Below are 13,011 nucleotides of genomic sequence, written 5' to 3' on the forward strand. Positions count from 1 at the left end.
TTACCTCCTTTACGCAGGCGTCAGGCCGCCGAAGCGTTGCCAGTATGAAGAGCCCGGCGATGGCAGTTCGCCAACGCTGGTCTCCCCTTTATCACTGACAAACGCCAGCGCGCCTGGCGCCACGCGCTGATAAATGTTGATGCACAGCTGGCGGGCCGTCTGGCCTGCCCAGTGCGATGGGAGTAACTCTTCCGGCAGGAGCGGGTCCTTGAGCACCACCCGGCGGTAAAAATGGATAAGTAAAAGCTGGATCTGGAAGCAGCGTTCCGGCGTCAGCTCCTCCGGGGTGGCTTCACGCAGCAGCGGCAGCAGCGGCCGGAACGAGTCGATGAAGGTTTCATACATGACGTTCTGCTCGCTGAGCTGCCAGCACTCCTCCACCCGCGAGCGCAGCGCGGCGCGGGAGAGCGCCAGCGGCGAGTGCGCCTCAAAGCAGATCACGTTCTCGGCCACGCCCGCCTCGTGCAGCAGGGTCTGTACGTCCGCCAGCTGTTGCGACGGCGAAGCCATCAGGCTGGGCGCCAGAGTGCCGAAGCCCTGCCAGATGAGCTGTTTTTTCACATCCGCCAGCGTGGCTTTGTCCATCCCTTCGGACAGCAGCAGCAGCCATTTGCCGTCCCAGGCCGGAAGCTCGGCGCGATAAATTTTCGCCTCTGCTCGCCGGGTCAAGCGCAGCCCTTTGTCGCTTAGCCGGTAAAAGCTGCGTCTGCCGATGCGGATCACATCCAGCCAGCCCTCCTTGTTCAGGCGGAACAGCGCGGTGCGCACGAAGCGCTCGCCAAATCCCATCCCTTCCAACAGGGCCGCCAGGCTACCCAGCCAGACTTCCCCGCCGCGATGGGAGAGCGCATCACCGTACAAGGAGGAGATCAACGACGTGCCGCTGACGGGAACGGAGCTGACCGCGTGCTGAATAAAGGCGTCGAGTTTACTCATGTGATTCATTCTGTTGTGATTATTATTCCGGATGAATCATAGCATAGCGCTAAAAGCCTGACCCTCCCCAATACGGAGAGGGTCAGCAGGCGGGGGTTAGCCGTTGGCGGCGGCCTTGCGCAGGTCGAAGACGCGGCAGGCTTTGCCTTCGGAACGCGGGATGCTGCCGCAGTTCACAATGGTTACGTCGGTGGAGATCCCCACCATCGATTTGATGCGGTGGCGCAGCTCATGGCACACATGGCAACGCTGTTCGTGGGTCAGCGTCAGGCTGCTCTCTTTCAGCTCCACCTTCACCGAAAGCGAATCAAGATGGCCCCGTCGATTCACCTCCAGCTGGTAGTGCGGCGACAGATGTTCGAACTTGACGATCTCCTCTTCCAGCTGGGACGGGAAGACGTTTACGCCGCGGATGATCAGCATGTCATCGCTGCGACCGCTGATGCGATCCATCCTGCGCATGGTGCGGGCGGTGCCCGGCAGCAGGCGGGTCAGGTCGCGGGTGCGGTAGCGGATCACCGGCAGCGCCTCTTTGGTCAGGGTGGTGAACAGCAGTTCGCCCTGCTCACCGTCGGCCAGCGGCGTGCCGTCGTTCGGGTTGACGATCTCCGGGTAGAAGTGATCTTCCCAGATGGTCGGGCCGTCGGCGGTTTCGATACACTCCATCGCCACGCCCGGGCCCATCACTTCGGACAGGCCGTAGATGTCGAGCGCGGTGATCCCCAGGCGCTTCTCGATTTCACGGCGCATCGCCAGGGTCCAGGGCTCGGCGCCAAAGACGCCGACGCGCAGGGAACATTTACTGGCATCGCCGCCCATCTGGCGCTCCAGCTCTTCGATCAGGTTCAGGCAGTAGGACGGCGTCACCATGATCATGTCCGGCTGGAAATCACGGATCAGCTGGGCCTGTTTCTCGGTCTGGCCGCCGGACATCGGGATCACCGTCGCGCCTAACCGCTCGGCCCCGTAGTGAGCACCCAGCCCGCCGGTGAACAGGCCATAGCCGTAGGCGACGTGAATTTTGTCCTTCGCGCTGCCACCGGCGGCGCGCAGGGAGCGAGCCACAATGTTGGCCCAGTTATCAATATCGTTTTGCGTGTAGCCGACCACGGTCGGTTTCCCGGTGGTGCCCGAGGAGGCATGAATACGCACCACCTGCTCCATCGGCACCGCGAAGGTGTCGAACGGATAGTTGTCACGCAGATCCTGTTTGGTGGTGCACGGGAACTTGCGAATGTCCGCGAGCTCTTTGAAATCGTCAGGATGGACCCCCGCCGCATCAAACTTACGTTTGTACATCGGGACATTGTTATAGGCGTGTTCCAGCGTCCACTTCATGCGCTGGGTTTGCAGGGCCTGCAGCTCATCCAGGGAGGCGGTTTCGATCGGGTCAAGCTGAGTGACCGCTGTCGTTGTCGTTGTCGCTGCTGTCATTGTGATTGTCATTGTAGGGTACTCACTTTTTATAATTGTTCAGACACGCTCAAGGATCATGGCAATGCCCTGACCGACACCAATGCACATCGTGCAGAGCGCATAGCGCCCTTTACGACGATGCAGCTCGTTGCTGGCGGCCAGCGCCAGACGGGCCCCGCTCATTCCCAGCGGATGGCCCAGGGCAATGGCGCCCCCGTTAGGGTTCACATGGGGAGCATCGTCCGGCAGCCCCAGCTCGCGCAGCACGCCCAGCGCCTGCGAAGCAAAGGCTTCGTTCAGTTCGATAACGTCCATATCGTTGATGCTCAGACCGGCGCGCTCCAGCACGCGGCGGGTGGCAGGCACCGGGCCCAGCCCCATCAGGCGCGGTTCAACACCGGCAGTCGCCATCGCCACGATGCGGGTACGCGGCGTTAAGCCCTGCGCTGCGGCCATCTCTTCGCTGGCGATAATCAGCGCCGCGGCACCGTCGTTCACGCCGGACGCGTTGCCCGCGGTGACTACGCCCCCGGCGCGGAACGGCGCTTTCAGCCCGGCCAGCATCTCCAGGGTGGTGTCCGGGCGCAGATGCTCGTCATGCATGACTTCGGTCACTGCCCCTTTTTTGCCTTTAATCATCACCGGGACGATCTCCTGGGCCAGGATGCCGTTGGCCTGGGCCTGGGCGGTGCGCTGCTGGCTGCGATAAGCAAAGGCATCCTGGTCCTCGCGGGAAATCCGTAACAATTCTGCTACATTCTCTGCAGTTTCCGGCATGCTGTCAGAACCGAATTGCTGGGCCATGAGCGGGTTCACAAAACGCCAGCCGATGGTGGTATCAAAAATCTCATTCTGACGCTGGAAGGCGCTGGTGGCTTTGCCCATCACGAAGGGCGCGCGGGACATCGACTCCACGCCACCGGCAATCATCAGGTCGCCATCACCGGCACGAATGGCGCGGGCGGCAAAGCCCAGCGCATCGAGGCCGGAGCCGCACAGGCGGTTCAGCGTAGTGCCGGAGACGGTCTGCGGCAGCCCGGCCAGCAGCAGGGACATTCGCGCCACGTTGCGGTTGTCCTCCCCCGCCTGGTTGGCGCAGCCAAAAATCACGTCATCAATACGTTCCGCGTCCAGCCCCGGGTTACGCACCAGCAGCTCGCGCAGCGGGATAGCGCCCAGATCGTCCGCGCGCACGCCGGACAATGCCCCGGCATAGCGGCCGATGGGGGTACGGATCCCGTCACAAATAAAGGCGTCACGCATTATGCTTCTCCTGTAATAGTGCCGCCGATGCGGTGGGATTTCCCACGGAACAGGGCAACGGTTTTCTGCTGTTGGTTAACAATTTCAATGTCGTACACGCCGGTCTGTTTCCCCTGATGGCGCACCTGCGCGGTGGCGGTGAGCCTGTCGTGGGCAAAGGCCGGACGCACAAAATCGATGGTGCAGCCCGAGGCCACCGCCGCCAGCCCCTGGCTGTTGCAGGCGTAGGCGAAGGCGGTGTCGGCAAGGGTAAACAGCTGGCCGCCGTGGCAGCTTTTGTGGCCGTTGAGCATCTGCGGCGTGACGGTCATGGTCAGTACTGCCATGCCCTCATCCATCTCAATAATGTCGATGCCATAGGCCTGGGCGCAGGCATCGTTTTCATACATGGCGCGGGCGTTGCGCCAGGCGTTATGACTCATAGCTACTCTCCAGAAGCGCACGCTGGCGCAGCAGGGATGACGGGCGATAGCGTTCTTCACCGTAGTGGCGTTGCAGGTTTTCCAGCAGGCGCAGCAGACGCTGCCAGCCAAGCTGTTCTCCCCAGGCCAGCGGGCCGCGCGGGTAGTTCACCCCGAGGCGCATGGCGGTATCGATATCCTGTTCACTGGCGACCCCTTTTTGCAGGGCGTCGAGCGCTTCGTTGACGATCATCGCCACCGTGCGCCAGATCAGCAGGCCGGGATAATCGGCCACCTGCAGGACGCGCTTGCCCTGCTGTTGCAGGTGCCACACCGCTTTCAGGGTGGCGGAGGCCGGATTGCTGGCCGCAGCCGCAATGACGGCGACATCCCCTTCCTGACGATCGCACACCACTACCGGCTGACCGTAACGGTTCGCCAGCGCCTGGGCGGTCTCGCCCTGGGTCTCGATCAGCAGCAGGCCGTCAATTTCGGTGACACCGTCACTTCCCCGCTGGACCTGCATCGCACTGTAGGTATCGCTGACGGGCTCCAGCCAGTTCACGGCAGGCTTCTCGCTGCGCCAGCTGTAGACGCCCTGCCCGCTCTTCCTGCCGAAGCGCCCGGCCAGCACCAGCTCCTGCTGCACCAGCGACGGCAGAAAACGGCGCTCCTGCCAGAAGGCGTTGAATACCGAACAGGTGACGGCGAAGTTGACGTCCTGGCCGATCATGTCGGTCAGCTCCAGCGGCCCCATCGGGAAGCCCGCGCCGTCGCGCAGCGCGGCGTCGATAACTTCCGGGGCGGCAACCTGCTCTTCCAGGGCCCGCCAGGCTTCGGCATAGTACGGACGCGCCACGCGGTTGACGATAAAGCCCGGGGTGGACTGGCAGCGCACCGGCTGTTTACCCCAGTTCACCGCCAGCTGGCTCAGCTGTTCCACCACTTCGCCGGAGGTCGCCAGCCCGCTCACCACTTCCACCAGCTTCATCACCGGGGCCGGGTTAAAGAAGTGCAGCCCGGCCACGCGCTCGGGGTGGCGCAGGTCGGCGGCAATGGCGGTAATGGAAATAGAGGAGGTATTGCTGGTCAGCAGCGTTTTGGCCGGGCAGATCTCCGCCAGTTCGGCAAACAGCGCTTTTTTGACCGCCATCTGCTCGGAGGCAGCTTCGATCACCAGGTCGGCCGCCGCCAGGGCGTGAATATCGGTCACCGGCATCAGGCGCTGGAGCGTCTGCTCGCTCGCCTGAGCGCTCAGCTTGCCGCGCGCCACGCGGGACTCAAGCCGGGTGCGGATCCCGTCGATGGCGCGGGAAATCGCGTCGGCATTGATGTCATACACCAGCACCGGATGGCCGTAGCTGGCCGCCACTTCGGCGATCCCGGCCCCCATGATGCCGCTGCCAATCACCGCCACGGTATGAATTGTCGTCATCTTATTTCCCCGTAAACTGCGGCGCACGTTTGTTGAGGAAGGCGCTGACGCCTTCACGGTAGTCGGCGCTGCGTCCGGCCAGGCGCTGATAGTCGCGCTCCAGATCCAGCTGGGCATCAAGGGTGTTGGTTTCGGCGGCGTTGATCGCCTGCTTGATCAGCCCCAGACCAAAGGTCGGCTGCGCGGCGAGATGCATGGCCAGCTGGTGGGCGGTGTCGGTGAGTTCGGCGTCATCCACCACCTGCCAGATCATCCCCCAGGCATGGGCCTGCTCGGCGCTGATTTTCTCCCCCAGCAGGGCCAGGCCCATGGCCCGGGCGCGGCCGGTCAGGCGCGGCAGCAGCCAGGTCCCGCCGGAATCCGGCACCAGACCGAGCTTGCTGAAGGCCATCACAAAGTTCACCGAGCGGGCGGCAATGACGATATCGCAGCCCAGCGCCAGGGTGGCTCCGGCTCCGGCGGCCACGCCGTTGACCGCGCAGATCACCGGTTTAGGCAGTTTTGCCAGGCGCTTAACCAGCGGGTTGTAAAATTTCTCCACCGACATCCCGAGGTCCGGCGCGGGGCTGTTCGGGTCGACGTTGCGGTCGTTAAGATCCTGCCCGGCGCAAAAGCCGCGCCCGGCCCCGGTCACCAGCAGGCAGCGGATGCTGTCGTCGCGCTCGGCCTGGGTCAGGCACGCCGCCAGCTGCTGATGCATCTCCTCGTTAAAGCTATTGAGACGCTCCGGGCGGTTCAGGGTGATCGTCATGACCCCCTGCTCAACGTGACTCAGAATGAAATCCATGGTTAGCGTCCTTTAAATTCGGGGGTGCGTTTTTGCAGGAAGGCATCAATGCCCTCGCGGCGATCGTCGGTGGCCGCCAGCAGGGTAAAGAGCTGACGCTCCTGGGCCAGCCCGGCCTGCAGGGCCACCTCCTGAGACTGGCGTAACGCCTGCTTCGCCGCCTGCAATGCCAGCGGCGAGTGGCGCGCCATCAGCCCTGCCTGCCGGAGGGTATATTCCAGGGTCAGGGATTCGGGATAAACGTCGCTCACCAGGCCCGCGGCCAGGGCCTGACGGGCGGTGATGCTTTCGCCGGTCAACACCATTTTGCTGGCGAGGGATTTGCCGACGCTGCGGATCAGGCGCTGGGTCCCGCCCGCGCCCGGCATAATGCCAAGCGTAATTTCCGGCAGACCGAAACGGGCATTCTCCCCGGCAATCACCACATCGCACAGCAGCGCCAGCTCGCAGCCCGCGCCCAGCGCGTAGCCATTCACGGCGGCAATCAGCGGTTTGCTGAAGGCGTTGATCCGCGCCCACAGCTGCGGGCGAATGTCGTTCAGGGTGGCGGCCAGATCTTTTTCGGCCATCTCGTTGAGATCGGCCCCGGCAGCAAAGCAGCGTTCGTTGCCGGTAATTACGCACACCGAAACCTCGCTATCGGTTGCCGCGGCTTCGAGGGTGGTCGCCAGCTCGCTCAGCACGGCATTGTTCAGGGCGTTGCGCGCCGCCGGGCGGTTCAGGGTCAGGTGCAATACCCGCCCCTGACGGGTGATAATCAGGTCGCTCATGCCATCCCCTTCGCGTCGAAGTCCACCACCACGTCGCTGGTCAGCGGCAGGGCCTGGCAGCTCAGAACGTAGCCCGCCGCCAGTTCGTCCGGCTCGAGGCTGTAGTTGGTGACCATGTCCACCTTTCCACGCACCACTTTGCATTTGCAGGTGGCGCAGACCCCGCCTTTACAGGCGTACGGCAGATCCGCGCCCTGACGCAGGGCGGCGTCGAGAATGCTTTCGTCGTCAGCGGTGAGGACGATCTCGCGGTCGCGTCCGTCCTGACGTACCGTCACTTTCTGCCCTTCCACCTGCACGGTGTGGGCGCGTTTCACGCTGGTGCCCGGGGTGTTAAAGCGTTCCAGATGCAGCGATTTTTCCGGCATCCCCAGCGCTTTCAGCGCCAGCTCAGCTTCGTCCATCATTGCCGCCGGGCCGCAGATAAAGGCTTCGTCAAACTGGCTGAAGTCGATTAAGTGTTTCGCCAGCGCCTGGAGCTTTTCACCGTCGATGCGGCCATGCAGCAGCTCGCTGTCCAGCGTCTCCTGGCTGAAGATGTTTACCACCTGGAGGCGCGTCGGGTAGCTGTCCTTCAGATCGGCCAGCGCCTGGCGAAACATCATGCTCTGGCTGCTGCGGTTGCCGTAAATCAGGGTGAACTGGCTGTTCGGTTCGGTTTTCAGGGTGCTGGAGATGATCGCCAGCATTGGGGTGATGCCGGACCCGGCGGCAATCGCCAGGTAGCAGCCCTCCCGCTCTGCCAGCGGCTGGTAGCCAAAATGGCCCTGGGGCACCATCACCTCCAGCGCCATCCCCTGTTTGATCTCATCCCGGGCATAGCGCGAGAAGCGTCCGCCGTCGATGGCTTTCACCGCCACGCTGATCTCGCCCGGCTGAACGCTGCGGCAGATGGAGTAGCAGCGACGCAGCTCTTCGCCCGCGAGATGGGCCTTCAGGGTCAGATGCTGGCCGGGACGGAAGCGATACGCCTCCTGCAACGCCCGGGGAACCGCGAAGGTGATGGTCACCGCATCGCGGGTTTCGGGTTCTACTTTTGCCACCGTTAAGGAATGAAACGTTGTCATGGCGACCTCAGATACATTTGAAATAGTCGAAAGGTTCCCGGCAGCTGTCGCAGCGATAAAGCGCCTTACAGGCCGTGGAACCAAATTCACTGATCATGGTGGTGCGGGTGCTGGCGCAGCGCGGGCAGGTCACCTCGGCGGGCAGATGCGCATGGCAGCTATGACCGGCCGGGGGGCTGATGCCGTACTGGCGCAGACGCTCCCGGGCGTCCGGGGTCATCCAGTCGGTGGTCCAGGCCGGATCGAGCTGGATGGTGATCTGCACCGGGGCATAGCCGTGGGCGGTCAGCGTGTCGCGGATCGCGCCCATCAGATGGTCGGTGGCCGGGCAGCCGGAGTAGGTCGGCGTAAAGCCGATGGTCCAGCCTTCACCCTGCGGGGTAACGCTGCGCACCATGCCCAGATCGGTAATGGTCAGCACCGGGATCTCCGGGTCCGGGATCTGGCTCAACAGGGACCAAATCTGCGGGACGGCGGCGGGTGTGAGTTCGACGGCATGTTGCATAGTGCTCTCCTGCGTTACCACTGCTGCCCGGGATAAACGCGCTGCAAATACTGCATCTCTGCCAGCATCGGTCCCAGATGTTCGGTGTGCAGCCCGTTACGGCCGCCGCTGCGGTAGGCGGACTCAGACGGCACGCTCAGCGTCGCCGCGTTCAGCCCGGAAAACACTTCCGCTTCCCACGCTTCGCGCAGGCTGCGGGGATCGACGGCGATACCTTCCGCCACCAGGGCCTGGTCAATCTCGTCGGCCTCGAACAGCTCGGCGGTAAAGCGCCACAGGTCGTTGACCGCCTGCTGCATTTTCTGCGCCGAGACGGCGGTGCCGTTGCCCAGGCGTTCCAGCCAGCCGCGGCTGAAGCGCAGATGGTAGCGGGCCTCTTTGATGGATTTGGCGGCAATGGCGGCCAGCTGGGGATCGCGACTCTGGGTCAGACGGGTAAACAGCGCCACGTGCCAGGCGTCAATAAAGTACTGCCGGGCAATGGTGTCGGCGAAGTTGCCGTTCGGCTGCTCCACCAGCAGCAGATTACGGAACTGGCGCTCGTCGCGCTGGAAGGCCAGCGTGTCTTCATCGCCCGCGCCTTCCAGTTCGGCGGCGTAGGTTAAGAAGTTGCGCGCCTGGCCCAGCAGGTCGAGGCCGATATTGGCCAGCGCGAGGTCGATCTCCAGCTCCGGGGCGTGGCCACACCAGGCCCCCAGACGCTGAGAGAGCACCAGACCGTTATCACCGAGGCGCAGAACATAGTGCGTTAACATTTTCATCCCCGACCTCACATGTGCTCGATGCCATCAGGGATGGTGTAGAAGGTGGGATGGCGATAGACCTTGCTCTCCGCCGGATCGAAAAACTCGCCGCGCTCTTCCGGCTGCGAGGCGACGATTTCGCTCGCCTTCACCACCCAGATGGAGCAGCCTTCGCTGCGGCGGGTGTAGGCATCGCGTGCGTTTTCCAGCGCCATGCGGTCATCGGCGGCGTGCAGGCTCCCCACGTGACGGTGGGACAGCCCCTGCTTGCTGCGGACAAAAACTTCGTATAAAGGCCAGTATGTTTTGCTCATCGTGATTCCCCTTACGCGACCTTGCGGGCGTGTTGTTTTTCCGCGTGCGCCAGGGCGGCTTCGCGCACCCACGTCCCCTCTTCCCAGGCTTTATTTTTGGCGGCCAGACGCTCGTGGTTACATAGGCCACGGCCGTTGATGACCTCGTCAAACTCCTGCCAGTCGATCTCGCCAAAACGGTAGTGACCGCTCTCGGCATCGAAGTGCAGATCCGCATCCGGGACGGTCATCCCCAGCATCTCCACCTGCGGCACGGTGTTGTCGACAAAGCGCTGACGCAGCTCGTCATTGCCAAAACGTTTGATCTTCCAGGCCAGGCTGCGGGCGCTGTTCGGCGAGTTGTCGTCGTTCGGGCCAAACATCATCAGCGCCGGCCACCAGAAACGGTTAATGGCGTCCTGCAGCATCTGGCGCTGGGCCTCGCTGCCCTGGGCCAGCGCCATGCAGGCCTCAAAGCCCTGACGCTGGTGGAAGCTCTCTTCTTTACAGATTTTCACCATCGCCCGGGCATAGGGACCGTAGGAGGTCCGGCACAGCGCCACCTGGTTAACGATGGCCGCGCCATCCACCAGCCAGCCAATCACGCCGATATCGGCCCAGCTCAGGGTCGGGTAGTTGAAGATGGAGGAGTACTTCATCTTGCCGTCGAGCATCTTCTGGTAGATGTCTTCCCGGGCGCAGCCCAGCGTCTCCGCCGCGCTGTAGAGATAGAGACCGTGCCCGGCTTCGTCCTGCACTTTCGCCAGCAGAATGGCCTTGCGGCGCAGCGTCGGGGCGCGGGTGATCCAGTTGCCTTCCGGCAGCATGCCGACAATTTCGGAGTGGGCATGCTGACCAATCTGGCGGATCAGCGTCTTGCGGTACGCGTCAGGCATCCAGTCCTGCGGCTCGATGGCCGTCTCTTGCGCGATTCGCTGTTCAAAGCGTTGTTCTTCCGTCACGTCATCACCCTTATGATTCGTATAAACAGTAAATTTCACTCATTGATGAATCACTTCGTTTCTTAAAAGTTACACAAAGGTTAAATATAACCCCAAGGAGTGTTTGCTTATTTTGTGATGTGGCTCGCAAGCCTTTTGCGAAGCCCCTTTGGTGGTAGGAAACCTGGAACGGGAATAGCCAGACAAGATCACAATGTTAACAAAACATTAAAACATCACTTGCATTTTATGATTCATAATCAAACTATCTATAGCGAAATAACGAACCACCTGGAGAGAAACATGCAGCAGTTAGCCAGCTTCTTGTCCGGCACCTGGCAGTCTGGCCGGGGCCGTGAGCGCACAATTCAGCACGCCATCAGCGGCGAAACCCTCTGGCAGGTCACCAGCGAAGGGCTGGATATGGCCGCCGCGCGTCGTTACGCCATTGAGAAAGGCGGTGAATCACTTCACGCCATGACCTTCATCGAGCGCGCCGCGATGCTGAAAGCGGTGGCAAAACATCTGTTAAGCCAGAAAGAGGACTTCTATGCCCTCTCCGCGCAGACCGGGGCGACCCGCGCCGATAGCTGGGTGGATATTGAGGGCGGGATCGGCACCCTCTTCACCTTCGCCAGCCTCGGCAGTCGTGAACTGCCGGACGATACCCTGTGGCCGGAAGATGAACTGATCCCCCTGTCGAAAGAAGGTGGTTTTGCCGCCCGTCACGTCCTGACCTCGAAATCCGGGGTGGCCGTCCATATCAACGCCTTTAACTTCCCGTGCTGGGGAATGCTGGAAAAACTGGCCCCGACCTGGCTGGCGGGGATGCCGGCCATCATCAAACCGGCCACCGCCACCGCCCAGGTCACCCAGGCGATGGTGAAAGCGATTGTCGACAGCGGCCTGGTGCCAGACGGGGCCATCAGCCTGATCTGCGGCGGTGCGGGGGATCTGCTCGACCAGCTCGACAGCCAGGACGTGGTGACCTTTACCGGCTCCGCGGTCACCGGCCAGATGCTGCGCGTACACCCGAACATCGTCGCCCGTTCGATTCCCTTCACCATGGAGGCCGACTCCCTGAACTGCTGCGTGCTGGGGGATGACGTCACCCCGGAGCAGCCGGAATTTGCCCTGTTTATCCGTGAAGTGGTGCGGGAGATGACGGCTAAAGCCGGACAGAAATGTACCGCCATCCGCCGCATCATCGTGCCGCAGGCGAAGGTGGAGGCCGTCAGCCAGGCGCTGGTCGCCCGGCTGGAAAAAGTGGCTGTTGGCGACCCGGCGCAGGAAGGGATAAAGATGGGTTCGCTGGTCAATGCCGAACAGCGTGCTGACGTGCAGGAGAAAGTGGATGCCTTAGTGACGGCGGGCTGCCAGGCCCTGTTGGGCGGTAAAGCCGACCTGCACGCCGCCGGGGCCTTCTTCCCGCCGACGCTGCTCTTCTGCCCGCAGCCGGACGAAACCCCGGCGGTGCACGCCACCGAAGCCTTTGGCCCGGTCGCCACCCTGATGCCGTATCAGACCCGCGAACACGCCATGGCCCTGGCCCGCGCCGGGGAAGGTAGCCTCGCCGGGACGCTGGTCACCGCCGATCTGCGTCTGGCGCGTCAGTTTATCGCCGGGGCCGCGCGCGCTCACGGCCGTATCCAGATCCTCAACGAAGAGTCGGCCAAAGAGTCCACCGGCCACGGCTCCCCGCTGCCGCAGCTGGTGCACGGCGGTCCCGGGCGCGCCGGCGGCGGCGAAGAGCTGGGTGGTCTGCGGGCGGTGAAACATTACCTGCAGCGCACCGCGATCCAGGGCAGCCCGAGCATGCTGGCCGCCATCAGCCAGCAGTGGGTGCGCGGCGCCCAGGTGCAGGAGGATCGCGTCCATCCGTTCCGCAAATATTTCGAGGAGCTGCAACCGGGCGACAGCCTGCTGACCCCGCGCCGCACCCTGACCGAAACCGACATCGTCAACTTTGCCTGCCTGAGCGGGGATCATTTCTACGCCCACATGGACAAGATTGGCGCGGCGGAGTCGATTTTTGGCGAGCGCGTGGTGCACGGTTACTTCCTGATCTCCGCTGCCGCCGGGCTGTTCGTCGATGCGGGCGTCGGGCCGGTGATCGCCAACTACGGCATGGAGAACCTGCGCTTTATTGAGCCGGTTAAACCGGGCGATACCATCCAGGTGCGTCTGACCTGCAAGCGCAAAACGCTGAAGAAACAGCGCACGGCGGAAGAGAAACCGACCGGCGTGGTGGAGTGGTCGGTGGAGATCTTCAATCAGCACCAGCAGCCGGTGGCCCTTTACTCCATCCTGACTCTTGTCTCCCGTCAGCACGGCGATTTTGACGCCTGATCCCCCTCCCTCCGGGTAACGTCACGCACGTTACCCGGCTTCTGGCACATCTGACAAAACATCTGGCAAATGCAGGCAAACGGTACGCACAGCGTTATTGCTATG

13 protein-coding genes are annotated in these 13,011 nt (G+C 62.8%); 1 reads left to right on the top strand and 12 read right to left on the bottom strand.

Going from position 1 to position 13,011, the window contains the following annotated elements; translation table 11 throughout:
• Nucleotides 1–9 precede the first annotated feature (9 nt).
• From paaX to paaA, 12 genes are all read right to left on the bottom strand, one after another.
• Complete coding sequence (paaX, locus tag ACP4QI_RS11965) at nt 10–945, bottom strand: phenylacetic acid degradation operon negative regulatory protein PaaX (RefSeq protein WP_142489663.1); 936 nt, start codon at nt 943–945, stop codon at nt 10–12.
• Nucleotides 946–1,032: 87 nt separating this feature from the next.
• Nucleotides 1,033–2,370: a phenylacetate--CoA ligase PaaK gene (gene paaK, locus ACP4QI_RS11970; protein WP_426494543.1), complete on the bottom strand. Its 1,338-nt coding sequence runs from the start codon at nt 2,368–2,370 to the stop codon at nt 1,033–1,035.
• A gap of 39 nt (nt 2,371–2,409) precedes the next feature.
• On the bottom strand, nt 2,410–3,615 hold the full coding sequence (gene pcaF / locus ACP4QI_RS11975; RefSeq protein ID WP_231312223.1) for a 3-oxoadipyl-CoA thiolase: 1,206 nt from the start codon (nt 3,613–3,615) through the stop codon (nt 2,410–2,412).
• Nucleotides 3,615–4,037, bottom strand: a complete 423-nt coding sequence (paaI, locus tag ACP4QI_RS11980; RefSeq protein WP_156263921.1) for a hydroxyphenylacetyl-CoA thioesterase PaaI — start codon at nt 4,035–4,037, stop codon at nt 3,615–3,617. The genes pcaF and paaI overlap by 1 nt, the downstream gene beginning before the upstream one ends.
• Nucleotides 4,027–5,451, bottom strand: a complete 1,425-nt coding sequence (gene paaH / locus ACP4QI_RS11985; RefSeq protein ID WP_426494542.1) for a 3-hydroxyacyl-CoA dehydrogenase PaaH — start codon at nt 5,449–5,451, stop codon at nt 4,027–4,029. Before paaH ends, paaI begins: the two co-directional genes overlap by 11 nt.
• Before the next feature lies 1 nt (nt 5,452).
• Nucleotides 5,453–6,238: a 2-(1,2-epoxy-1,2-dihydrophenyl)acetyl-CoA isomerase PaaG gene (paaG, locus tag ACP4QI_RS11990; RefSeq protein ID WP_426494541.1), complete on the bottom strand. Its 786-nt coding sequence runs from the start codon at nt 6,236–6,238 to the stop codon at nt 5,453–5,455.
• A 2-nt stretch (nt 6,239–6,240) separates the two neighbouring features.
• Nucleotides 6,241–7,008 carry a 2,3-dehydroadipyl-CoA hydratase PaaF gene (paaF, locus tag ACP4QI_RS11995; RefSeq protein ID WP_426494540.1) on the bottom strand — a complete coding sequence of 256 codons (768 nt, stop codon included), beginning with the start codon at nt 7,006–7,008 and terminating at the stop codon, nt 6,241–6,243.
• Nucleotides 7,005–8,075, bottom strand: a complete 1,071-nt coding sequence (gene paaE, locus ACP4QI_RS12000; RefSeq protein WP_142489670.1) for a 1,2-phenylacetyl-CoA epoxidase subunit PaaE — start codon at nt 8,073–8,075, stop codon at nt 7,005–7,007. Before paaE ends, paaF begins: the two co-directional genes overlap by 4 nt.
• Nucleotides 8,076–8,082: 7 nt before the next feature.
• Entirely contained in the window at nt 8,083–8,580 is a 498-nt protein-coding gene (gene paaD, locus ACP4QI_RS12005; RefSeq protein ID WP_426494539.1) for a 1,2-phenylacetyl-CoA epoxidase subunit PaaD, read from the bottom strand.
• Between the two features lie 14 nt (nt 8,581–8,594).
• Nucleotides 8,595–9,341 carry a 1,2-phenylacetyl-CoA epoxidase subunit PaaC gene (gene paaC / locus ACP4QI_RS12010; RefSeq protein ID WP_426494538.1) on the bottom strand — a complete coding sequence of 249 codons (747 nt, stop codon included), beginning with the start codon at nt 9,339–9,341 and terminating at the stop codon, nt 8,595–8,597.
• A gap of 8 nt (nt 9,342–9,349) precedes the next feature.
• Complete coding sequence (paaB, locus tag ACP4QI_RS12015) at nt 9,350–9,637, bottom strand: 1,2-phenylacetyl-CoA epoxidase subunit PaaB (protein ID WP_032611057.1); 288 nt, start codon at nt 9,635–9,637, stop codon at nt 9,350–9,352.
• 11 nt (nt 9,638–9,648) lie between these two features.
• Nucleotides 9,649–10,578 (bottom strand): 1,2-phenylacetyl-CoA epoxidase subunit PaaA, encoded by a 930-nt coding sequence (paaA, locus tag ACP4QI_RS12020; protein WP_231312218.1) that lies wholly within the window; start codon nt 10,576–10,578, stop codon nt 9,649–9,651.
• A 282-nt stretch (nt 10,579–10,860) separates the two neighbouring features.
• Between paaA and paaZ the strand changes: the two genes are divergently transcribed.
• On the top strand, nt 10,861–12,906 hold the full coding sequence (gene paaZ, locus ACP4QI_RS12025) for a phenylacetic acid degradation bifunctional protein PaaZ (protein WP_426494537.1): 2,046 nt from the start codon (nt 10,861–10,863) through the stop codon (nt 12,904–12,906).
• The last annotated feature ends 105 nt before the right edge of the window (nt 12,907–13,011 follow it).

Origin of the sequence: Leclercia sp. TB492 (genome assembly GCF_049974505.2) — a bacterium.
Taxonomy (GTDB): Bacteria; Pseudomonadota; Gammaproteobacteria; order Enterobacterales; family Enterobacteriaceae; genus Enterobacter; species Enterobacter adecarboxylatus_C.